General features: G+C 63.4%; 24 protein-coding genes. 11 read left to right on the top strand and 13 right to left on the bottom strand.

Going from position 1 to position 22,466, the window contains the following annotated elements:
- The first annotated feature begins 20 nt into the window (after window positions 1-20).
- The 4 genes from FJ930_RS05700 to FJ930_RS05685 all read left to right on the top strand — a co-directional run bounded on the left by FJ930_RS05700 (window position 21) and on the right by FJ930_RS05685 (window position 3,990).
- Entirely contained in the window at window positions 21-1,691 is a 1,671-nt protein-coding gene (locus tag FJ930_RS05700; RefSeq protein ID WP_141835745.1) for a nitrite/sulfite reductase, read from the top strand.
- The gene (locus FJ930_RS05695; protein ID WP_141835742.1) at window positions 1,666-2,430 is read left to right on the top strand and encodes a phosphoadenylyl-sulfate reductase; all 765 of its coding nucleotides are present in this window, start codon (window positions 1,666-1,668) and stop codon (window positions 2,428-2,430) included. The genes FJ930_RS05700 and FJ930_RS05695 overlap by 26 nt, the downstream gene beginning before the upstream one ends.
- Before the next feature lie 168 nt (window positions 2,431-2,598).
- Window positions 2,599-3,132, top strand: a complete 534-nt coding sequence (locus tag FJ930_RS05690; RefSeq protein ID WP_140744906.1) for a DUF934 domain-containing protein — start codon at window positions 2,599-2,601, stop codon at window positions 3,130-3,132.
- Between the two features lie 237 nt (window positions 3,133-3,369).
- Window positions 3,370-3,990, top strand: coding sequence for a DJ-1/PfpI family protein (locus FJ930_RS05685; protein WP_141835738.1), 621 nt, complete (start codon window positions 3,370-3,372; stop codon window positions 3,988-3,990).
- Between the two features lie 116 nt (window positions 3,991-4,106).
- Here FJ930_RS05685 and FJ930_RS05680 read toward each other — a convergent pair whose 3' ends face one another.
- On the bottom strand, window positions 4,107-5,129 hold the full coding sequence (locus tag FJ930_RS05680; protein ID WP_141835734.1) for a fatty acid desaturase: 1,023 nt from the start codon (window positions 5,127-5,129) through the stop codon (window positions 4,107-4,109).
- A gap of 93 nt (window positions 5,130-5,222) precedes the next feature.
- Window positions 5,223-5,423: a hypothetical protein gene (locus FJ930_RS05675; RefSeq protein ID WP_140744903.1), complete on the bottom strand. Its 201-nt coding sequence runs from the start codon at window positions 5,421-5,423 to the stop codon at window positions 5,223-5,225.
- A gap of 237 nt (window positions 5,424-5,660) precedes the next feature.
- Between FJ930_RS05675 and grpE the strand changes: the two genes are divergently transcribed.
- Together grpE and FJ930_RS05665 are read left to right on the top strand one after the other, a co-directional pair.
- Window positions 5,661-6,299, top strand: a complete 639-nt coding sequence (gene grpE / locus FJ930_RS05670; RefSeq protein WP_141835731.1) for a nucleotide exchange factor GrpE — start codon at window positions 5,661-5,663, stop codon at window positions 6,297-6,299.
- A 108-nt stretch (window positions 6,300-6,407) separates the two neighbouring features.
- Entirely contained in the window at window positions 6,408-7,040 is a 633-nt protein-coding gene (locus tag FJ930_RS05665) for a trimeric intracellular cation channel family protein (protein ID WP_140744980.1), read from the top strand.
- 1 nt (window position 7,041) lies between these two features.
- Here the strand turns inward: FJ930_RS05665 and FJ930_RS05660 are convergent, their stop codons facing one another.
- The 11 genes from FJ930_RS05660 to sppA form a co-directional block, all read right to left on the bottom strand.
- Window positions 7,042-7,398, bottom strand: a complete 357-nt coding sequence (locus FJ930_RS05660) for an MmcQ/YjbR family DNA-binding protein (RefSeq protein WP_141835728.1) — start codon at window positions 7,396-7,398, stop codon at window positions 7,042-7,044.
- Between the two features lie 3 nt (window positions 7,399-7,401).
- Complete coding sequence (locus tag FJ930_RS05655; RefSeq protein ID WP_181165576.1) at window positions 7,402-8,277, bottom strand: GNAT family N-acetyltransferase; 876 nt, start codon at window positions 8,275-8,277, stop codon at window positions 7,402-7,404.
- A gap of 287 nt (window positions 8,278-8,564) precedes the next feature.
- The gene (locus FJ930_RS05650) at window positions 8,565-10,844 is read right to left on the bottom strand and encodes a PAS domain-containing hybrid sensor histidine kinase/response regulator (protein WP_141835725.1); all 2,280 of its coding nucleotides are present in this window, start codon (window positions 10,842-10,844) and stop codon (window positions 8,565-8,567) included.
- A gap of 142 nt (window positions 10,845-10,986) precedes the next feature.
- Complete coding sequence (locus tag FJ930_RS05645; RefSeq protein WP_141835722.1) at window positions 10,987-11,976, bottom strand: MDR family oxidoreductase; 990 nt, start codon at window positions 11,974-11,976, stop codon at window positions 10,987-10,989.
- A gap of 56 nt (window positions 11,977-12,032) precedes the next feature.
- Window positions 12,033-12,515, bottom strand: a complete 483-nt coding sequence (gene lspA / locus FJ930_RS05640) for a signal peptidase II (protein ID WP_141835719.1) — start codon at window positions 12,513-12,515, stop codon at window positions 12,033-12,035.
- 13 nt (window positions 12,516-12,528) lie between these two features.
- Window positions 12,529-13,386: an RNA methyltransferase gene (locus tag FJ930_RS05635; RefSeq protein ID WP_140609189.1), complete on the bottom strand. Its 858-nt coding sequence runs from the start codon at window positions 13,384-13,386 to the stop codon at window positions 12,529-12,531.
- Window positions 13,387-14,478 carry a class I SAM-dependent rRNA methyltransferase gene (locus FJ930_RS05630; protein ID WP_141835716.1) on the bottom strand — a complete coding sequence of 364 codons (1,092 nt, stop codon included), beginning with the start codon at window positions 14,476-14,478 and terminating at the stop codon, window positions 13,387-13,389.
- A gap of 112 nt (window positions 14,479-14,590) precedes the next feature.
- Entirely contained in the window at window positions 14,591-15,556 is a 966-nt protein-coding gene (locus tag FJ930_RS05625; RefSeq protein WP_141835713.1) for an ornithine cyclodeaminase family protein, read from the bottom strand.
- A gap of 37 nt (window positions 15,557-15,593) precedes the next feature.
- On the bottom strand, window positions 15,594-15,926 hold the full coding sequence (locus FJ930_RS05620; RefSeq protein ID WP_141835710.1) for a DUF1049 domain-containing protein: 333 nt from the start codon (window positions 15,924-15,926) through the stop codon (window positions 15,594-15,596).
- 54 nt (window positions 15,927-15,980) lie between these two features.
- Window positions 15,981-16,265, bottom strand: coding sequence for an integration host factor subunit beta (locus FJ930_RS05615; RefSeq protein WP_006200394.1), 285 nt, complete (start codon window positions 16,263-16,265; stop codon window positions 15,981-15,983).
- 78 nt (window positions 16,266-16,343) lie between these two features.
- Window positions 16,344-17,300, bottom strand: coding sequence for a signal peptide peptidase SppA (sppA, locus tag FJ930_RS05610; protein ID WP_141835707.1), 957 nt, complete (start codon window positions 17,298-17,300; stop codon window positions 16,344-16,346).
- A gap of 359 nt (window positions 17,301-17,659) precedes the next feature.
- Here sppA and lptC point away from each other — a divergent pair, with 359 nt between their 5' ends.
- The 5 genes from lptC (at window position 17,660) to raiA (ending at window position 22,450) form a co-directional block, all read left to right on the top strand.
- On the top strand, window positions 17,660-18,355 hold the full coding sequence (lptC, locus tag FJ930_RS05605) for an LPS export ABC transporter periplasmic protein LptC (protein ID WP_140744892.1): 696 nt from the start codon (window positions 17,660-17,662) through the stop codon (window positions 18,353-18,355).
- A 4-nt stretch (window positions 18,356-18,359) separates the two neighbouring features.
- On the top strand, window positions 18,360-18,950 hold the full coding sequence (locus tag FJ930_RS05600) for an LptA/OstA family protein (protein WP_141835704.1): 591 nt from the start codon (window positions 18,360-18,362) through the stop codon (window positions 18,948-18,950).
- On the top strand, window positions 18,950-19,768 hold the full coding sequence (gene lptB / locus FJ930_RS05595; RefSeq protein ID WP_141835701.1) for an LPS export ABC transporter ATP-binding protein: 819 nt from the start codon (window positions 18,950-18,952) through the stop codon (window positions 19,766-19,768). The genes FJ930_RS05600 and lptB overlap by 1 nt, the downstream gene beginning before the upstream one ends.
- Before the next feature lie 298 nt (window positions 19,769-20,066).
- Window positions 20,067-21,599, top strand: a complete 1,533-nt coding sequence (gene rpoN, locus FJ930_RS05590; RefSeq protein WP_141835698.1) for an RNA polymerase factor sigma-54 — start codon at window positions 20,067-20,069, stop codon at window positions 21,597-21,599.
- A 266-nt stretch (window positions 21,600-21,865) separates the two neighbouring features.
- On the top strand, window positions 21,866-22,450 hold the full coding sequence (gene raiA, locus FJ930_RS05585; RefSeq protein ID WP_140744888.1) for a ribosome-associated translation inhibitor RaiA: 585 nt from the start codon (window positions 21,866-21,868) through the stop codon (window positions 22,448-22,450).
- The last annotated feature ends 16 nt before the right edge of the window (window positions 22,451-22,466 follow it).

Below are 22,466 nucleotides of genomic sequence, written 5' to 3'. Positions count from 1 at the left end.
CGCGCCCTGAAAGACGAAGCATGTACCGTTACGATGAGTTCGACCACGATTTTGTCCAGGCCCGCGTCGCCGAGTTCAGCGACCAGGTCCAGCGCCGGCTGTCCGGCGAGATCACCGAGGACCAGTTCCGGCCGCTCAGGCTGATGAACGGCGTCTATCTGCAATTGCACGCCTACATGCTGCGCATCGCGGTGCCCTATGGCACGCTGAACAGCAAGCAGTTGCGCATGCTTGGCCACATCGCCCGCAAATACGACAAGGGCTACGGGCATTTCACCACACGCCAGAACATCCAGTTCAACTGGCCGGCGCTGTCGGACATTCCGGCGATCCTGGCCGACCTGGCAAGTGTGGAGATGCACGCCATCCAGACCAGCGGCAATTGCATTCGCAACGTTACCGCCGACCATTTTGCCGGGGCTGCCGCCGACGAGGCCGCCGATCCGCGCCCCTATGCGGAAATCCTGCGGCAATGGTCGTCGGTGCACCCGGAATTCTCGTTCCTGCCCAGAAAATTCAAGATCGCGGTGACGGGTGCCGAGCGCGACCGTGCCGCCATCCAGACGCATGATATCGGGCTGCATCTGAAGAAGAACGCCGCCGGTGAGCTCGGCTTCGCCGTCTATATCGGTGGTGGCCAGGGCCGCACGCCGATGGTGGCGAGGAAGATCCGCGACTTCCTGCCGGAAGCCGACCTTCTGTCCTACTGCACGGCGATCCTGCGCGTTTACAATCTCTATGGCCGCCGCGACAACAAGTACAAGGCGCGCATCAAGATCCTCGTCCATGAGACCGGCGTTGAGGAAATCACCCGGCAAGTCGAGGCCGAATGGCAGGAGTTGAAGGACGCCGAGCTTAAACTGCCTGAGGCCGACATCCGCGCCATCGAAGCGTATTTCGCGCCGCCGGCGCTGGTTGATCGGCCCGATGGCGACGAGGCCGTGAAGCTGGCCCGCCTCGATTCCAAGGGTTTCTCGGAGTGGCTCGACCAGAATGTGGTGACGCATCGCCATCCCGACTACGCGGCGGTGACGATTTCGCTCAAGGGCATTGGCGACGTGCCGGGCGACGCCTCGGACAGCCAGATGGAAGCGGTGGCCGACATCGCCGAAAAATACGCCTTCGACGAACTTCGCGTCAGCCATGAGCAGAACCTGATCCTGCCGCATGTGGCGCGCGCCGACCTCAAGGCGATCTATGACGCCCTTGTCGACATCGGCCTGGCGACGGCCAATTCCAACCTGATATCGGACATCATCTCGTGCCCGGGCCTCGACTATTGCGCGCTGGCGACGGCGCGCTCGATCCCGATCGCCCAGGAAATCTCGCGCCGCTTCGCCTCGCTGGAGCGGCAGCGCGAGATCGGTGAACTGAAGCTGAAGATTTCCGGCTGCATCAATGCCTGCGGCCATCACCATGTCGGCCATATCGGCATCCTCGGCGTCGAGAAGAAGGGCTCCGAGCTCTATCAGGTCACGCTCGGCGGCTCCGCCGACGAGAACACGTCGGTCGGCGAGATCATCGGCCGCGGCTTCTCGTCCGAAGAGATCACCGATGCCATCGAGACGATCGTCGACACCTATCTCGGCCTTCGGACCGACCCTCAGGAAAAATTCATCGACGCCTACCGCCGTGTCGGTCCCGCGCCGTTCAAGGAGGCGCTCTATGCTGGCGAAGCCAAGGCTGCTTGACCGTATAGCCGATGTCGATGACGGCGTCGCCGCCAAGGCGGCGGGGCTCGACGCGCTCTACGGCCATCTGAAGCCGCTCGAGATCATCGAACGCACGGCCGGCGAACTGTTCCGCGACGAAATCGCGGCCGTGTCGTCTTTCGGTGCCGATTCCGCCGTGCTGCTGCACATGATCGCCGAGATCGACCGGTCGCTACCGGTCATCTTCCTCGACACCGGCAAGCATTTCGAGGAGACACTCGGCTACCGCGACGCGCTCGTCGCCGATTTCGGGCTGACCAACATCCAGGTCATCAAGCCGGAGGAGGCCGCACTTGAGCGGACAGACCCGACGGGCAATCTCCACCAGAGCGACACCGATGCCTGCTGCAACGTGCGCAAGGTCGAGCCGCTGGCGCGTGGGGTCGCACCCTTCCGCGCATGGTTGACCGGACGCAAGCGCTTCCAGGCCTCGACACGGGCAGCACTTCCGGTGTTCGAGGCGGTCGGCCCGCGCATCCGCATCAATCCGCTGGCGCATTGGACGACATCGGATCAGGCGGACTACATGCGCGCGCATGTGCTGCGCGAAAATCCGCTCGTCGCCTACGGCTATCTGTCGATCGGCTGCTTCCCGTGCACGCAGCCGGTGCAGCCGGGCGAGGACGCGCGCAGCGGCCGCTGGGCCGGTCATGCCAAGACCGAATGCGGCATTCACCTGTCGGGGCTGGAAGTGTCGCTGACCGACGCATCACTATAGGGTATGTTGCAATTCAGGTGAGGCCGGTCTGCAAACGGCGGCTTCCTGCGCTTCCGGTACTCACGTACTTCAAGTACGCTCCGCTCCGGCCTCGGAAGCAGCCGTTTTCGACGTGGCCTGACCTGAATTTCAACACACCCTTGAGCTCTTCGAATTTTGGGAATTTTGATGACTGAATCGACGACACCGGAGACCCGGCTCTGGACCCCGGAGGGTTTTCGCGAGGATGAGTGGGCCCATGCCGAAAACGCAGACGCGCTTTCCGGCAATGGCCGCTTCATCCTGCCGCTGCAGCCGTTCCTCGATCTTGATCCGGAGGTGCGCCTTTCCGCCAGGGAGCGGCTTGGCGTCCTGCTGCAGCCCGGCGACCAGCTCGAGAAGATCGCTGATCTGCTCGACCAGCTGTCGCTGGTGGCGCTCGCCTTTCCGGCCTTCAACGACGGCCGCTCCTTCTCCAAGGGCGAATTGCTGCGCAGCCGCTACCATTTCGAAGGTGCGGTGCGCGCCACTGGGCAGGTTCTTGTCGACCAGCTGCCGCATATGCTCCGCCTCGGCTTCGACGAGTTCGAGATCTCGAACCCGGTGCTGCTCAAGCGCCTGGAAGAGGGCCGCACAGGCGGATTGGGACTCTATTACCAGCCAGCCGCCGTGCCGGAGCCCAAAGGCCCGAAATATTCCTGGCGGCGCGTGCGCTCAAGCTGACGCCAGCTTGTCGTCCATGCCACCTCTTCCGGCATTCTGGTCGAACCAGGTAAACCATTTTCAGTCGAGGCGATAGACTCGGACTTCAGAGAGGCGGAATTTCGCCAAAACTGGTCTGACCAATTTTGCGTTTCTCTCTTTCCCGAAGGACGTCTTGGCCGTAGGATGGCATTATTATTTTGTGATCCGAAATAAATGGCCACAAAGGAATAAATGGCCACAAGGGAGGAATCGGGAATGGCTGCCAAGAAGATATTGATGCTCGTTGGCGAGTTCAGCGAGGAATATGAGATTTTCGTTTTCGAACAGGCCATGCATGCCGTCGGACACACCGTCCATGTCGTGTGCCCGGACAAGAAGGCAGGCGATGTGCTGAAGACCTCGCTGCACGACTTCGAAGGCCACCAGACCTATACGGAAAAGCTCGGCCACGACTACATCCTCAACAAGACGTTTGCCGAGGTGGACCCGGCCAAATACGACGCCGTCTACGCGGCCGGCGGGCGCGGACCGGAATACATCCGCATCGACAAGCGGGTGCAGGCGCTGGTGCGGCATTTCCACGAGGCTGGCAAGCCGATCTTCACCATCTGCCATGGCGTGCAGATCCTGATCGCGGTCGATGGCGTGGTGCGGGGCAGGGAAGTGGCGGCGCTCCACTACTGCGAACCGGAAGTGACGTTGGCCGGCGGCATCTACATCGACGTCGCGCCGACAGGCGCCCATGTCGACGGCAATATGGTGTCGGCCAAGGGGTGGCCCGGCCTGTCCAACTTCATCCGCGAATGCCTGAAGGTGCTGGGCACGGAAATCCGCCACGGCGAGATGCTGATGCGCGAGGAGCGCCAGGCGGCCTGAGGTTAAGATCCAGGTGTCGTTCGCTGCTGCTTTCAAATCACTTTGAAAGCCCGGCGCTGCCCCTCATCGGCCTGCCGGCACCTTCTCCCCGTATAGTGACGGGGAGAAGGCAGACTCTATACCGCCGCCCGTGCCTCGCGGAACGACACCAGCTTGCGGCGGTTTTCGTCCCACAATGCCAGTTTGACGCAGCGCAAGCTCTCGAGCAGCGTGACGCGACCGATGCCGCGCAGCTCCGGATAATCGCGCAGCACTTCCTGCAGACGGTAGCCCGGCACCTTGGCGGAGAGGTGGTGGACGTGGTGGACGCCGATATTGCCGGTGAACCAGTTCAGCACCGGCGGCAGGTCGTAATAGGACGAGCCGTGCAAGGCGGCGCGCTGGAATTCCCATTCGTCATCCTTTGCCCATTCCGTCTCCTCGAACTGGTGCTGGACGTAGAACAGCCAGACGCCGGCCGAACCGGCGAGAATGACGATCGGCAGATGGACAACCAGGAACGCACCGGGGCCGACAGCCCAGATAAGCAAGGCCGCCGCAAGCGCGATGGCGAGATTGGTGGTCATTGACGACACCCAGGGCGTCAGCCCGCCACGCATCATGCCGACAGGCAGCCTTTGCGAGAAGATGAACAGCCAGATCGGCCCGAGACCGAACATCACCAGCGGATGGCGGTAGAGCCGATAGGCAAGGCGGCCACGCCAGGACATCCGCCGGTATTCGGCAACGGTCAGGGTCCGGATGTCGCCCGTGCCGCGCTCGTCGAGATTGCCGGCGCCGGCATGATGTGTCGCGTGGGCGCGCCGCCAGCAGTCGTAGGGTGTCAAGGTCAGGACGCCGAGCGCGCGGCCGATCCAGTCGTCGGCGACACGATTGGCGAAGAAGGATCCATGGCCGCAATCATGCTGGATCATGAAGATGCGTACCAGGAACCCAGCCGCCGGAAGGATCAGGACCAGCCCCCACCAATGGCCATAGGCATAGGCGGCCGAAGAGAGCGCCCAGAGCGTGGCAAACGGGATAAGGGTGATGGCGAGCTCGATGGCGCTGCGCCGCCGGTCCGGCTTCTTGTAGCGCGCCAGAATCTTCAGCCAGGCGCGCTTGCTGTTAGCGGCCGCGTCGGGGGAAATAATGTTCATCACGAACCATAGGCGGGGCGTGCCGCCGCCGCAAGGCGACGATCACGCGAAATTACCGCGCGTAATTGTCGCGTAAGAATCCTGGCGAAAGCCTTACTGGCGTCGCCAGCTTACGTCCCCATCCTCCAATCGGTCGAGGCGGTCGAGCAATTGCCTGAAGCGGTCGGGAATGTCGGCCTCGGTGCGGAAAGCAGGCAAGGTGCGCAAAAAACGGGTCATCGCCTCGGCACCGAGCTGGCGCCGGACCTCCGTGGCGAGCCGTTCTCCCTTTTCAGCCTTGTTGCGGGTCATCATTTCAAAATCCTATGTCGGTTCCGAAACTCCTCCAGCAAGGGAATGGTTCCCGCATCACGCCCTTGTCGCAAGCAAAGCCAGCAAGTACGGTAAAATTTGAATTAAAATCCAAGTATCACCGCCGGTCACGGCTTAGTGCCGGCCAAAGGCCCAAGGGGCGCTTACCCCTTGATTTTTGGCCGCCGAACCTCGATATCGGGCACAAAATCAGACCATTCGAGATAACGGGAAACGGCGATGAGCGACCAGGCAAAAGACGAACGCGTGCCCAGTGAAGTGGAGGCGGCCGAGGCCAATGCCAATGCCGAGCGCACGGAAGGCAGCATCGATGGCGACTATGAAGCGCTTGTGCGGCTGCTGAAGGAAAATGAAGAGCTGAAGGACCGCGCTCTGCGTGTCGCGGCCGAGATGGAAAACCTGCGCCGCCGCACCGCGCGCGACGTGCACGACGCGCGCACCTATGCGGTTGCGAATTTCGCGCGCGACATGCTGTCGGTGTCGGACAATCTGCGCCGCGCGCTGGACGCCATTCCCGCCGAGGCCAAGGCGTCTGGTGATGCCGGTTTCAAGGCATTGATCGAAGGCGTCGACCTGACCGAACGCGCCATGCTGTCGGCGCTGGAACGGCATGGGGTCAAGAAACTCGCTCCGGAGGGCGAGAAGTTCGATCCCAATTTCCACCAGGCGATGTTCGAAGTGCCCAATCCCGATGTGCCGGCCAACACGGTGGTCCAGGTCGTGCAGCCGGGCTATTCGATCGGCGAGCGCGTGCTGCGCCCGGCCATGGTCGGCGTCGCCAGGGGCGGCCCCAAGATCGCCGCCGAGGCACCCGTCGAGCCGGGGCCGGTCAATGAGCAGGCCGAGAAGGACGCGTAGTAAGGCAGTAGGCAGTAGGCAGTAGGGAACTAAGGAGACGTATCAATCGCACGGCTTCGTGCTATTGATACCCTATTCCTAATCCCCACCGCCTACTGCCTCATGTCTTTGAATCCCATCGCCCTTCTCGACTATGCCGGCGTCGCCGTGTTTGCGGCGACCGGGGCGTTGGCTGCGTCGCGCAAACAACTCGACATCATCGGTTATCTGTTCCTGGCCAGCGTCACCGGCATCGGCGGCGGCACGCTTCGCGACGTCATCCTCAATCTGCCGGTTTTCTGGGTCGCCAATTCCAGCTATGTCCTGATCTGCACGGTGGTGGCGGTGCTCGTGTTCTTCAGCGCGCATCGCGCCGAATCGCGCTGGAAATGGCTGCTCTGGCTCGACGCTATCGGGCTGGCTGCCTTTTCGGTGATGGGCGCGGCCAAGGGACTGGCCATCACCGGTTCGCCTGTCGTTTCCGTCATCACCGGCGTACTCACCGCTACATTCGGCGGCATTCTGCGCGATCTCCTGGCCGGCGAGCCGTCTGTGCTGCTCAGGCCGGAGATCTACGTCAGTGCAGCCCTAGCCGGTGCCGGCCTCTATACAGTCGGCGACCTTGCCGGCCTGCCGCCGCTCGCCTCCAACCTGATCGGTTTTGCGGCAGCCTTCCTGGTGCGCGGCGGCGCGCTGAAATATGGATGGTCGTTTCCGTCCTATAAGAGCCGGCCCGGCCGGCGGCCGGAAGACATTCCTTGAATCAGCCTTTTCCTGCCCGCCAGGCCCCGACCAATTTCTTCGGCGCCTGCCTCAGCCAAATTTGTTCGAGCCGATGGCGCAATTCTTCGGAAGGGATTTTGTCCAGCCTGACCAGGATTGCCGGCCAGCCTTTATAGTGATCGGTTTCGAAATAGATTTCGGGAGCCGCCTCCAACAGCATCTCCTTCTCGTCGAGCGGACACATCAGCACGATGGTGTTCGCGTCCTTGACCCTGGCGAGCAACTTCTCGCCGACCTTAAGGGCCGGCGTTCCATAGGACGTGGTTTCGACGACATCCAGAAGGCCTGCCGCCGCAAAGCGCAACGAGTCGAACGCTTTGGAGGGATCGTCACTCACCGTTCACGCGGCGAAGCGCTGCGCTTCCCCGCCATAGTAGTTGACGTAGCGGGCGCCGATCTCCTTGACCGGCATCACCACGAAGACGTCTACCGTCGAGAATTCGCGATCGATAACGCAGCCGTCGCCGATGCGGGCGCCGACCCGCAGATAACCCTTGACCAAGGGCGGCATCGCCGCGATCGCCGCCTTGGCGTTGACCGCCTCGATCGGCATCAGGTCCATGGAGCAATAGCGCCCGGATACGGCACGCACATCCCAGGCCGAGTTGGTCCGGCAATGATGGGCAAGGTAGGTGAGCGCCTCGGCATGCGCGGCCGGCACGGTGCCGTGGAAGGAAGCGCAGCCGGTCATCACGCCGATCTCGTAGTGATTGATGTAGGCCCAGATGCCCTGCCACAGCGCCTCGATGGTGCGCTTCGAGCGGTATTCGGGCAAAACACAGGAACGGCCAAGTTCGAGAAAACGCTGGCCGGGGTGGCGGGCAATGAGCTTGGTCAGCTCGAATTCGCCTTCCGAATAGAAGCCTCCGGCAGCGGCCGCGATCTCCTGCCGCAGCAGGCGGTAGGTGCCGACGATGCGGCGGTGTTCGGGACCGGAAATCGAATTGTCGAAGACAAGCAAATGGTCGCAGAGCGGGTCGAACCGATCGGCGTCACGCCGATCCTGCGCCTGGAACAGGTCCTTCCTGGCCCCAAGCTCGTCGTAGAAGACACGGTAGCGCACTTCCTGCGCGGCCGCGATCTCGGCCTCGTTGCGGGCAAGCCGCACTTCGAGGTTGCCGATACGGCCGAGCGCTGCCCCCTTCATGACGGAATCGACGTTACGTCCGGCGAGCAAGGCGCTGCTGGCGTTCGGCCGAGTGTCACATTCCGGCATAACTGTATGCACGAGTGATTCTCCTTCGAGCCATCCCTCTTGGCACGGGGATACGGTGTAGGTGCAACAGGATTGTGACAGTACCGTGATACGGCGTCGCGGGCAATACTTCGTCGGCTGGCGAAAACGGTCAACCGGCTATGTTCGGTGAGCTTAGTCGAGGCGCCCCGCGTCCGCACGGATCGAGGCGACGCGCCTCAAGTCCTTGTTTTCATGGATGTCGTCCTGACGGAACCAGAGCTGCTTTGGGAGGACATGCATTCGCCGCGCGGCGGGAAAAAAACAGCTCAGGCGGCGACCTGGCTCTCGACGGCGGTGACCAGGGCGTCGGGGTCCAGCGGCTTGGTCACGAAGCCGCTGGCGCCATGGGCGAGCACGGCATGGCGGGTCTTTTCCTGGCTGTCCGCCGACAGCACCATGATCGGCACGGGTGCCACGGCCGTTTCCTCCTCATGGCGGCGTATGGCCGCAATTGCGTCCAACCCGTCCATGACCGGCATATGCAGGTCCATCAGCACCACGTCGAAGCGGTGCTTGTGCCCGGCGCTGATGACGGCCTCGACGGCGGCCTTGCCGTTGCCGACCACCTTGACGCGATGCCCGGCCTTCAACAGCGTGGCGCGGGCCAGCATGGCATTGATGTCATTGTCTTCCGCGATCAGCACGGACAGGCCCTGCTGGCGCTCGCCGGCGGCGCGAAGCGCCGGGATGCGGCGCTCTTCCGGCTGGGGCTGGGTCAGGGCCGATGCATGGCTGCTCATAAGCACACGCAAAAGTGTTCCCCCGCGCACCGGCCGGGCCAGGAAGGTCGCGTAGCCGCTGGCGCGGAATTCGCCAAGCATGCCGCGGTCGGTCGGCGCGATCAGCGTGACGGCTTCGCAATCGGAAAGGCCGCTTTGGCGCAATCGCTTGAGCAGCCGTCCGTCGCTCTCTTCCATGGCCGCGTCGACCAGAAGCACGTCGCAGCCGTCGGCAAAGGATGCGGCCTGCGCCACGGTGGTGGCGATACCGGCGGTGCCGCCATTGGCGCGGATGGTGCGGGCGATGGCGTCGGCTTCGACGGTGTTCCTGGACAGGATCACCGCGCGCCTGCCGGCAAGCGCGTTCAGCCGGCCCTGTGGCGCCTCGGTGGCCGCTATGGCCGGGATTTCGAAGACGAATTCCGATCCTTGCCCAAGCCGGCTGGAGACTGAGATCGTGCCGCCCATGGCAGCCACCAGGCGCTTGGAGATGGCAAGTCCAAGACCGGCCCCTCCATGCGCGCGCGTCGACGTGCCGTCGGCCTGCTCGAATTCCTCGAAGATGCGCTCCATGTCTTCGTCGCGCAGGCCGGGACCGGTGTCGGCGATGGTGAAGCAGATGCGGTCGCTGGTCTCGGTGCGGGCACGCGCCACGCTGACCAGCACGCCGCCGCTGTCGGTGAACTTGATGGCGTTGCCGATGAGGTTGAGCAGCACCTGCCTGACCCGGCCCGGATCGGCGGTGATCATTTGCGGTACGTCCGGCTCGACGTGACAACCGAGACCGATATCCTTGGCGAAGGCGCGCGCCGCCAGCAGTTCGATGATGTTGTCGGCGATCTCGCGCACCGACATGGGCTGCGGTTCCGGATCGAAGCGTCCGGCCTCGATCTTGGAATAGTCGAGCAGGTCCTCGATCAGGGCGAGCAGGGCGCTGGCGGAGGTCGAGATGGCGCCGACATAGGTCTGCTGCTCCGCCGACAGGCTGGTGTCGGCCAAGAGCCTCGCCATGCCCATGATGCCGTTCATCGGCGTGCGGATTTCATGGCTGACGGTGGCGAGGAAGCGCGATTTGGCCTGGCTGGCATATTCGGCTCGCTCGCGCGCTGTGATCAGTGAGGATTCGGCGCGCTTGCGGGCGGTGATGTCGCGGGCGATCGCGCGATGGGAAACCGCGCCGCTGTCCTTCTCGCGCACCGACAGCTCGATCCACGAGAACCAGCGCGGGCCGCTCGGCGTGCGGATGGCGACGTCGGTGGAACTCAGGCACTCGTGATCGGAAAAGGCGGCATCGGGAACGATGCCGACTTCGATGCCAAGTTCGGCCAGCGTCTTTCCGGCAAGGTCGCGCTGATCGGTACCGACCAGATCGGCGAACACCTTGTTGGCATAGACGATGTAACCGTCGCGATCGCGGTGGATGACGAGGTCGCCAAGCGCGTCGATGAGACCGCGAAAGCGCTCCTCGCTTTCCTGCATCTCCCACATGCGGTCGGCCAGCGTCTCGATCTCGGCGCGGCTGCGGGCGGTGGTCTCGTCAAGCAGCACCGCGGTACGATGGACGCGACGTCTGGCGTGTAGATGCATGGCGAGGCCGGCGAGGCCGGTCGCCAGCAGTGCGAGGCTGACAAAGATCGGCGCACCGGTCAGATGGGACAGGCCCGCCAGCGCCAGGATGACAACGAAAGTCAGGAGCGGCCCTTGCTGCCTGGCCGATTGCTGTTCGGGCACCAGCGGTGGCGAGGCGATAAAGCGCCGCGCCGGCGCGGATACCGCATCGACGTCGTCGCCAGTGTCCGCCTGTTGCCTGTCGGATTGCGCGATCATGCGAAATCCTTGCCAGACAGAGATTATGGAAAATTGCGGCGGATCGTTCGAATTTTAGCAGATCGGGCGTTTTTGTCCCGGCAGCGGCGGGTTCGCCGCCGGATTCGGCAATTCCGTCCGCCGCCAGCGATCGGCGAGCCGGTCACATGTCGACGACGACGCGTCCGCGGATCTTGCCGTCGACGATATCGCGTGCCGCATCGATGATGCCGTCGAAGCCGATGGTCGTGGACAGGCTGGCGAGCTTCCCCAGGTCGAGGTCGGTGCCAATGCGCCGCCAGGCCTCGATGCGCACGGCCTTCGGCGCCATCACCGAATCGATGCCGAGCAGCGAGACGCCGCGCAGGATGAAGGGGGCCACGCTTGCCGGCAGGTCCATGCCGCCGGCCAGGCCGCAGGCGGCGACCGCGCCGCCATAGGAGGTCATCGAGAGAACGTTGGCCAGCGTGTGGCTGCCGACCGAATCGACGCCGCCGGCCCAGCGCTCCTTGGCCAGCGGTTTGGCGGGCTGGCTGAGTTCGTCGCGCGATATCACCTCGGCGGCACCGAGGTTGATCAGATAGGGGCTTTCGGCATTGCGGCCCGTGGACGCAACGACATGGTAGCCGAGGCTGGACAGGATCGAGATCGCGACCGAACCGACGCCGCCGGCCGCGCCCGTCACCACCACGGGGCCGCGATCGGGCAGGATGCCGTGCCGTTCCAGCGCCATGACAGAAAGCATGGCGGTGTAGCCAGCGGTGCCGACCGCCATCGCATCATGCGGGCTCATGCCTTTCGGCAGCGGCACCAGCCAGTCACCGTTGACGCGAGCGCGCCCGGCATAGGCGCCGAAATGGGTCTCGCCGACGCCCCAGCCGTTCAGGATGACCTTGTCTCCCTTGCGCCAGTCGGGATTGGAAGACGAGATGACGGTGCCGGCGAAGTCGATGCCCGGCACCAGCGGCCAGCGGCGGACCACCGGCGCCTTGCCGGTAATGGCCAGTCCATCCTTGTAGTTCACCGTCGTCGCCTCGACCGCGACGGTGACGTCGCCCTCCATCAGGTCGGCGTCGGTGAGGTCCGTCACGGCTACCGACTGCTTTTTGTCGGCGTCGCGCGAAATGAGGATGGCTTTGAAGGTTTCTGACATCTTTTTCTCCGCGAGCTTGCTTGTCGGGCTGACTGTGCGGCGATGACCGCGTCGGGTCAATCGTTCGAAGGCGTGGGCTCGCGCCGCCAGCCGATGAGTTCGTCGAAGACGACCAGTGCCGCGCCCACCGAAATGAGGGCGTCGGCAAGGTTGAAGACGGCAAAGGACCAAACCGGCGTGTGAAACAGGATGTAATCGATGACGTGGCCGTAAACGGCGCGGTCGATCAAATTGCCCAGCGCACCGCCGATGATCAAGGCAAAGCCGGTGCGGGCGACGACATGACCGGACGGCGTGCGGGTGGCGAGATAAAGTACGAAGGCGACGACCAGCACGGCGACGACCACCAGGCCAGTGTCGCCGAAGGAGGAAAACATCGAGAAGGCGATGCCGGTGTTGTAGGTGCGAAACAGCGCCAGGAACGGCAACAGATCGAGCTTTTCCTGGAAGGGCAGCCCGGCTTCGACCAGATGTTTTATCCATTGGTCGAGCGCGATGGCCACGACGACGAGCAGGGCGTAGGGGGACCACGATTTCAAGGTTGGATAGCCCTCACTTGGAGTCCGCGATGGGGTCGAGCTTCAGCGCACCGCGCCGGATCTCGAACAGCATGATGCCGGTGGCGACGGCGAGATTGAGCGAATCGGCGCGGCCGGCTTGCGGAATCCTGAGCAATCTGTCGCAACTGGCCGCCAGGCTTTCGGGCAGGCCCTGCTGCTCGTTGCCCATCATCAGCAGCACCGGCCCGCGGGAAAAATCGACCGAGCGGTAGTCGACCGCGCCTTTCAGATGCGTGCCGGCGACAAGGCCTGAAAATCCGCCGCGCCAGGCAAGGAAGGCCTCGGTCGTTGCCTTCGCCACCGGCACGGCGAAGATGGAACCCATGGTGGCGCGCACCGTCTCCACCGAAAAAGGATCGGTGGTGTCGCCGACCAGGATGACACCCTTGGCGCCAACGGCATCGACGGTGCGGATGACGGTGCCGAGATTGCCGGGGTCGCGCACCCGGTCGAGCGCCACCCAGACATCGCCATTGCCGGCGCGGATGTCCTTCAGTGTCTGGAATTTCTGCGAGAAGACGCCGACCACCATTTGCGGATTGTCGCGGCGAGTGATGGCGACAAGCACCTTTTCCGACACTTCGAGCACGGTGCCGCCGGCGGCAACGGTGCGCGCGGCGACCTTCTCCACCGCCGGGTTGCCGCGTCCGGCCTTGGCGAAGACCAGGGTTCTGATCTGCCAGCCCAAGTCGAGCGCATCGATGACCAGCTTCAGTCCCTCGGCCATGAAGGCGTTCTGCTGGTCGCGGAATTTCTTCAAGGCGAGTGCCTTGATGTCCTTCACGAGCGGATTGGCGAGGCTGGTGACTTCCTTCACCTGGCCGGGTGCGCCCACGTGCCGCTCGTTCATTCAAGCCACCCAACGCGAAAAAAGTGATGTCGAAAGCGCCCGGCCGGCGGACTTTTCACGGATGATCAGCTCACCCGATTCGACCCTGCCGCCCATGCCGGCAAAGGTGTCGCGCATCAAGGCATGGATTGCGAAGAAGGAGGCGCGGATCGAATAGGCGGTCAGCACCACGGCAAGCGGCTTCGGCGTCAGGATCGCGCGGCAGAGATCGGTCAATGCCGGCAGATCCTCGAACAATTGCCAGACCTCGCCCTTGGGACCACGGCCATAGGCGGGCGGATCGAAGAGAATGATGTCGTAGCGGCTGCCGCGGCGCTCCTCGCGTTCGGCGAATTTCATCGCGTCGTCGACGATCCAGCGGATCGGCTTGTTGCCCAGCCCGGCCATCTCCTGGTTTTCGCGCGCCCAGCCGATCGCTTTCCTCGAGGCGTCGACATGGGTGACCTCGGCGCCCGCGCGGGCTGCTACGAGAGACGCGAGCCCCGTATAGCCGAACAGGTTCAGCACCTTGACCGGCCGCTTCGCCGCCGCGATCAGCCCGGCCATGTGGTCCCAATGCGAGGCTTGCTCCGGAAAAACGCCGACATGGCGAAACGAGGTGAAACGGCCGAGATAATCGATGCCGTCATGCTTCATCGGCCAGGTTTCGCCGAGTGGCGTCTTGGGAAAGCGCCAGCGGCCAATTCCTTCCTCGTCGGTGTCGCCGGTGAAGATAGCGTCGGCACGCTCCCAGTCCTTTGCCGGCAAGGCCTTCCGCCAGATCGCCTGGCCGTCGGGCCGCACGATGCGGTAGGGGCCGTATTGTTCAAGCTTCTGGCCGGAGCCGCTGTCGAGCAGGGCATAATCGGCGTTGGGCGCCACTTCGAGGATCAGCGGAAGCTGCTCGGCCGGCAGGGCGCCGTCGCGACGGGCGAGGATGCGCGGCGAAGATTTCGGCGCGGGCTGACTATCCGGTTTCAAGTCACGCGGTTCGCGCGGCCGGACGTCTGTCTTGACCGCCGGCCGATTCTCCTGCGGGCGCGGCTGTGCGGTCCCACCCTTCGCCGGCTGGTGCGGGCGGCCGTCGCGGCGTTTGTCGCGAAAAGACTTCAAGAAGCAGCATCTCCGGCGGTTCGGCCCGCTTCTGCCACAGCTATGCCCTTGTGCGCAACAAACGGCGATTGTGGACGGCTGACGACCGGGGCCGCGAAGAAGCTCGCAGGTGCTACGGCTTGAGCGCCTTGTAAACGGCAATGCCGGCGGCAAGGTCCTCAAGCGCGGCGCCGACCGACTTGAACAGCGTGATCTCGTCAGTGCTCTCGCGGCCCTTCTTCTGATTGCGTGCGAGTTCGTGCAGGTCGGCGATGATGGCTTCCGGTTTCAGGACGCCCGAGGCCAGTGGCTGGACGATGTCGCCGGCCTCCTTGGTGGCGCCGGCGCGGGTGTCGACATAGACGCGGGCGCGTGCGATCGCGTCATCGTCGCTTTCGCGCATCGCCGGGGTGAAGCCGCCGACCAGGTCGACATGGGTTCCCGGCCGCAACAGCGCGCCCTTGATAAGCGGCGTGGTGGTGATCGTCGCTGAGGAGACGATATCAGCCTGGCCAAGCTCGGCATCGAGATCGGTCGCGGCGCTCGCCGCGAAGCCTTCGGCGCGCAGATCCGCCGCGACTTTCTCGGCATTGGCCGGAGTGCGGTTCCAAATGCGGATGGTCTCGATCGGCCGCACCGCCGAATGCGCCTTGGCGAGGAACGGCGACAGGGCGCCGGCGCCGACCACAAGCAGGCGTGAGGCATCGTCGCGGGCGAGATAGGACGCCGCGAGCGCCGAGGCGCAGGCCGTCCGCCACTGCGTCAGCCGCTGGCCGTCGATCAGGGCTTCCGGTTCGCCGGTGCTGCCGTTGAGCAGAAGATAGAGCCCCATCACGGCGGGCTTGCCGATGGCGTTGTTATCGGGCGAGACGGTGACGATCTTGACACCGACGTGCCCCCCGGCCGAGGTGCCGGCGGCATTGAAATCGGTCCATGCCGGCATCAGCAGCAAGGTCGAGGCCGCACCATCAGGCCGTTCGACCGCGTGATGATGCCTGACGGGCTGCACCGCACCCTCGCGAAACGCGGTGCGCAACGTTTCGACCAATCCCGGAAAGGTCAGCGCACGGTCGACCTCGGCGGCCGAAATGGTCAGCATGAAAAGCTCCGTGAAACGAAAGGCGCCGGCCGGCGGTTCAATTGCTCGGCTTCGGCAGCACCGGCCCCTGCGGCGCCGCCGGGGCGCGGCTGACCGCCTGGCGCAGGTTTTCCGCCTCGACGCCGCGTTGACGCGCCAGCTTGCGGTAGCGGCCCTGCTTGACCCAGGTTGCCAGGCTGCCGACGATCATGCCCATGCCGAGCGCCAGGAACAGGAAGATGAACAGCGGCAAGGTGAGCGTCAGCTTCGGATTGCCGGGGTTGAACGGGTCCAGCGTGAAGGCGACGAGTTCGCGGTTGGCGACGGCCAGAGCGATCAGGATGATCGCCAGGGGCACGAAGATCACGATGAGCATGAAGCGATTGAGCATGATATCTTCCGTCGCAAGCGGGCCGGACAAGGCCGTCTGGCGCTGATGTTGCGCCTACTTGCCGCCGTTCAGCCTTTCGCGCAGTTCCTTGCCGGTCTTGAAGAACGGCACCCATTTCTCCTCGACCTCGACGGATTCACCGGTGCGCGGATTGCGGCCGGTGCGCGCGGGGCGGTTTTTCACCGAAAAGGCGCCGAAGCCCCGCAGTTCGACCCGGTTGCCTTCGGCAAGGGCGTCGGTGATTTCATCGAAGATCGCACCAACGATGTTTTCGACGTCGCGCAGGAAAAGATGCGGATTGCGCGTGGCAATAATCTGCACAAGTTCGGACTTGATCATCAGACGGGTCCCCGTGAAAGCCGTGCGGTCAAAATTATGAGGATGATTTTGTTTGTTTTTTCAGTCCCAGGCGGCGTCTCAAGGGTGCCAGACGGAAACGAGACCGTCAAGAAACAAGCGGTCGGCGCCGAGTTCATGGATGACATCGCCGCTGTAGTCAGGCAGGCCGAGCGCGCTGACGATCGTTTTCACCATGGCCTTTGACCAGAAGAAGCCTCCGCGCCGTTCGGTGTTCTTCCACTCGACCACCTTGAGTTTGGCATCGACACCCTTGGTCGCCAGCCAGTCGATGGCCTCGGTCTCGCCGCCGACGGAGTCGATCAGGCCGTTGGCGACACCCTGGCGGCCGGTGAAGATCGAACCGTCGGCAAGCGCCAACGCTTGTTCGTGGGTCATCTTGCGGCGCTCGGCGACGATGCCGACGAACCAGTCATAGCTGTCGAGGATGAGCTTGCGGACCATGGCGCGCTCGTCGTCATTGGTCGGCTTGAAGGGAGACGGCGAGGCCTTGAGCGGCGAGGATTTCACCTCCTCCAGCTTGACGCCGAGCTTGTCCATCAGGCCGCTGACGTCGGGATACTGGATCAGCACGCCGATCGAACCGACGATCGAGGTCTTGCGGGCGACAATGTGGTCGGCGGCACTGGCGATCATATAGCCCGCCGAGGCGGCGAGGGTGCCGACTTCGGCCACTACAGGCTTGTCGGCGGCTACCTTGCGCACCTCCTCAAAGATCGATTCGCCGCCGACAGTGGTGCCGCCAGGCGAATCGATCGCAAGGATCACGCCTTTTACCTTCGACGACTGGCGGATGGTCTCCAGCCGCTTTATCAACTCGTCATCCTCGGTGATGGTCCCTTCGATCCTGACCTTGGCGATATGGTCGACGGTCGATCCGCCGAAATCGTCGCGGTAGAGCCAGGCCGACAGCATAATCACCCCAAGCGCCACGATGCCGAAGGCCGTGACACGCCAGAAAGTCAGCTTGCGCCGCAAACGGCGGCGGTCGATCAGGTCGTCGGCTCTCAGTGCCATGGTCAGCCTCACAATCGGCGGGAAGAGACGCTTTTAGACCATGATGCCCGCATCGGGAAGCTGTTCCGTCTTCCCGACGGCGCGGCAATCCGCGCGCCCCAATCCCATGCTGTCCATTTTGTGACTGGCCCGGGCAAAGGACCCGAGTTAAAGGGGAAGAACAGCAGCGATGAAAAAACGACGCAACGGCGTCCATTTCTGCTATGAAGTACCGGTTGTTGTGCTGACCTGGGTTTCGTTTGTACAACGGCAGCTGTCACATTTTTGCGGTTTTCGTCGGCTTGTGCTTGCTTGAGGGCGCTGGCATCCCACCTATAGGCGGTGCTCCGGGCGGGCAGGGGTTTTAGAAGAAAGCAGTCATGTTAGCGCGACCGAATGAACCGACCAGCCCCGAGACGGAGTTGGCTCCCCCGGCGGATGGCCGGACACGGAGCGATGCGTTCGACCGCGCCCAGCGTCATTCGCGCCGCGTGCGGGTGCTCAAATTCGCCGTGCCCTTGGCTGCGGCGTTGATCGCCGTCGCCTTCCCCGTCTATTCCTATCTTGCGGCGCCCGTCTCCGTCGCGGTGCAGGCCGAAGGCACCGCTTTTTCCAACGGCAAGCTGGTGATGGCCAATCCCAGGCTCAACGGTTTCACCAAGCAGAAGCAGCCCTATTCGATGACAGCCCTGCGGGCGATACAGGATGTCAGCACGCAAGGCGTCATCGAACTCGAAGGCATAGACGCCAAGGTGCCGATCGCGCCCGACAACGTAGCGGCGGTCAAAGCCTCGCGCGGTACCTACGATCGCGACGGCAATACCATGAAACTGAACAGCGACGTCACGATCACCACGACCGATGGTATGCAAGCCAAGTTTAAATCGGTCTTCCTCGACATGGGCAAAGGCACTATGAAGACGGATGATCCCGTCGACGTCAGTCGTGGCGGGTCGCAGATCACCGCGGATTCCTTGTCGGTCCAGGACAATGGCAAGATCCTGGTGTTCGAGAACAGGGTGCGCGTCAACATCGATCCCGCCAGTCTGAAGGCGGCTGAGGCAAAGGGCGAATAGGCGAATGTGGCTCAACAGTTCGACACGGCTTGCGGCCGCAACTTCGGCGCTGCTCCTGCTCAGCCTGACGCCGTCGCTGGCGCAGTCCAGTGCCACCAGTCAGGTGTCAGGCCTCAAACTGGCCGGCGACAAGCCGATCCAGATCGAGAGCGACAAGCTTGAAGTGCGGCAGGCCGAGAATGTCGCCATCTTCACGGGCAATGTCACGGTCGCCCAGGGGCCGACGCTGATGAAGGCCGGCAAGATGATGGTCTATTACATCAAGGATCCCAACGCGGCGGCCAAGGGCACGGAAGCCGCGGGGGCGGCGATGACCGGCTCCGCCAACATCGACCACCTGGAAATCTCCGACAAGGTCTACATCAAGTCGGATCAGCAGGTCGCGACCGGCGATCAGGGTAGCTTCGACATGAAGAGCCAGGTGCTGGTGCTTTCGGGCAAAAAGGTCGTTCTGTCGCAAAACGACAATGTCCTGGTCGGCTGCAAGCTGACCGTGCAGATGAAAAGCGGGCTGGCCCAGGTCGATCCATGCGCTGGGCAACGTGTCCAGATGTCGATCACGCCGCCGCCGAAATCGGGAGCGACGAACCCCTGATGGCCAGCCTGTCGTCGCTGACGGCGCGTCTTCCGGGACGGGCCGCAGGCAAGATTTCGGCTCCGGCCACGATCACTGTCGACAAGGCCAAGTTCAAGGGAACCTTGATCGCCAAAGGCCTGACCAAGAGCTATAAGGGCCGCAAGGTCGTCAGCGGCGTCACGCTGGGCGTGCGTGCCGGCGAGGCCGTCGGGCTGCTTGGCCCCAACGGCGCCGGCAAGACAACCTGTTTCTACATGGTCACCGGCCTGGTGCCGGTGGATGAAGGCACGATCGAGATCGACGGCTTCGACGTCACCTCGATGCCGATGTACCGCCGCGCGCGCCTCGGCATCGGCTATCTGCCGCAGGAGGCCTCGATTTTCCGTGGCCTCAACGTCGAGCAGAATATCCGCGCCGTGCTGGAAGTGGTCGAAAAGGACCGCAAGGTGCGCGAACGCAACCTCGACGAACTGCTCGAGGAATTCCACATCAGCCATCTGCGCAAGGCGCCATCCATGTCGCTCTCCGGCGGCGAGCGGCGGCGCCTGGAAATCGCGCGCGCTCTGGCGACGCGCCCGGCCTACATGCTGCTCGACGAGCCTTTTGCCGGCATCGATCCGATCGCTGTCGCGGATATCCAGCAACTGGTGCGCCATCTGACGGCACGCGGCATCGGCGTCCTCATCACCGACCACAATGTGCGCGAGACGCTCGGTCTGATCGACCGCGCCTATATCATCCATGCCGGCCAGGTGCTGACCCATGGCCGCGCCGACGAGGTGGTGGCGAACCCCGATGTGCGGCGGCTTTATCTGGGCGAGGGTTTTACGCTTTAGGGCTGTTCGGCATCGGTGGAATCGATGAACCGCTCCATCTTCTTTTTCACGCAATTCCGGACGGAAAACCGTTGCACGCTTTTCCTGGAATTGCCTTAGGCGTGAAATTTGTTTGCTGGCCGCGATTTTTGCGTGTGACCACGTGTTTTTCCGCGATTTTGCGCCGGGCTAACGGTCCGGTAAGCGGGTTTTGCTAGCCTTCGCCTTGACAAGCAAAAGCCGGGCCAGTTTCTATGGCCGACCGCGAAATTCATTTCCGGCAGTCCGGACGCGTATAGGAGGCGTTTGAAACCGAACCATGGCGTTGGCGGCGAAACTACAGCTCCGACAGTCGCAGTCGCTGGTGATGACGCCGCAACTGATGCAGTCGATTCGGCTGCTGCAGTTCACTCATGTCGAGCTCGAGCATTTCATCGACGAGGAGATCGAACGCAACCCGCTGCTGGAGCGCGCGGAGCCGCAGGACGACGCCGTCGGCGACCAGGCGCAGAAGAACGAGACGGAGCCGCAAGCGGCCGCCGACGGCGACTGGTTCGAGAACGAAGCGGGATGGAGCGCCGAGGCGATCTCGGAAAAACTCGATACGTCGCTGGAGAACCTCTTTCCCGACGATCCCGGCACCAGCGAGCGGCTCGGACCCGACCTGACGGCACAATGGAAATCGGCCTCGGGCAATGGCGGCGGCTCCGGCTCTTCGTCGGAGGGGCTCGACGCCGGCGACATGGCGGCAAGCGCCATCACGCTGCGCAACCATGTCGGCGAACAGATCGCACTCGCCTTTACCGATCCCGCGGCCCGACTGATCGCCGGGGAACTCGCCGACGGCCTGGATGAAACCGGCTATGTCAGGGTCGATCTCGCCGAGATCGCCACGCGTCTGGGCACTGACGTCGCGGCCGTGGGAAAGGTGCTGGCAGTGTGCCAGACCTTCGAGCCGACCGGCCTGTTCGCCCGCGATCTTGCCGAATGCCTGTCGCTGCAGCTTGCCGTGCGCGACCGTCTCGATCCGGCGATGAAGGCCCTGGTCGCCAACCTCGAACTCCTGGCGCGCCGCGATTTCCACACGCTGAAGCGGATCTGCGGCGTCGACGAGGAAGACCTGCTCGACATGCTCGCCGAGATCCGGGCACTCGATCCGCGCCCGGGCATGGCTTTTTCAGGCGGCGCCAGCGACGCCATTGTCGCCGATGTCGAGGTGCGCGCGGCCAATGACGGCAGCTGGGCGGTCGAGCTCAACGCCGAAACGCTGCCGCGCGTGCTGGTCGACCATATCTATTTCGCCCAGGTCTCGCCGCACGCCAAGAACCAGGCGGAAAAGGACTTCCTGGCCGAGTGCCTGCAAAACGCCAACTGGCTGACGCGCAGCCTCGACCAGCGGGCAAAGACGATCCTCAAGGTGGCCTCGGAGATCGTGCGCCAGCAGGATGCCTTCCTGGTCCACGGCGTGCGCCAGCTGAAGCCACTCAACCTGCGCACGGTGGCTGATGCCATCGGCATGCACGAATCGACGGTCAGCCGGGTCACCGCGAACAAATACATGCTGACCCCGCGTGGCGTATTCGAATTGCGCTATTTCTTCACCGCCTCGATCGCCGCGTCGGGCGGCGGCGACGCGCATTCCTCGGAAGCGGTACGTGACCGCATCAGGCAATTGATCGACGAGGAGAAATCTGTCGACGTGCTGTCCGACGACGCGATCGTCGACATGCTCAGGGAAAGCGGCGTCGATATCGCCCGGCGCACGGTCGCCAAGTACCGGGAAGGCATGAATATTCCGTCTTCCGTGCAGCGCCGGCGCGAGAAGCGGGCGCTCGCCAGCGCCGGCCGTTAAGCCCCTGCGATTTTCCACAGCTTTCGAGCTTTATTGACAAGCCGCGGTGAAGTGGCTAGAAGCCCGCCCGCATGAGACGGGCCCGATGCCCGCTAGCGGATGGTCCGTCACGACAATGGCCTCGGGATGGTCAAGAAGGCGGCTTGTGATCAACCGGAAAGTTCGGATTTAAATCGGCGCGAGCGACGCCGCAAAGCTTGTGCGCACGGACCACGAGTATAAACTCGGGACAGTTTGAAGCCTGAGCAAGGAAGGTCAGTTTTCAGATGAATCTGCGCATATCGGGAAAACACATGGATATCGGCGATGCGTTCCGCACACGCATCAACGATCGTGTCGGCGAAGCGATCGGCAAATATTTCGATCGCGGCTTTGCGGGACACGTCACGGTCATCAAATCGGGTTCGCGCTATTCGGCGGATTGCATGATCCGGCTGGATTCCGGCGCCTCGCTGCAGGCCACCGGCGATGCCCAGGATCCGACGCTCGCCTTCGAGGCCGCGGCCGATCGGCTGGAGACCCGGCTTCGGCGTTACAAGCGCCGTCTCAAATCGCACAATTCGGGCAATGGCAATGGCGAGTTGACCGACATCGCCTATACGGTGATGGCGCCGCTTGCCGACGACGACGAAGAGATCCCGGAGGATTTCGCGCCGGCCATCGTGGCCGAATCAACCATGACGCTGAAGACCATGTCGGTGGCCTCGGCGGTCATCGAACTCGATACCAAGGACAGTCCGGTGTTCGTTTTCCGCAACGCCGGAACCGATCATCTCAATATCGTCTATCGCCGGCCCGACGGAAACATCGGCTGGATCGACCCGTCAACGACCAAGGTCGCACAAGCGTGACGACCGAAGTCGCACA

This window comes from Mesorhizobium sp. B2-4-15 (assembly GCF_006658505.1).
Taxonomy (GTDB): Bacteria; Pseudomonadota; Alphaproteobacteria; order Rhizobiales; family Rhizobiaceae; genus Mesorhizobium.
This window is presented reverse-complemented; position numbering and strand designations above follow the sequence as displayed.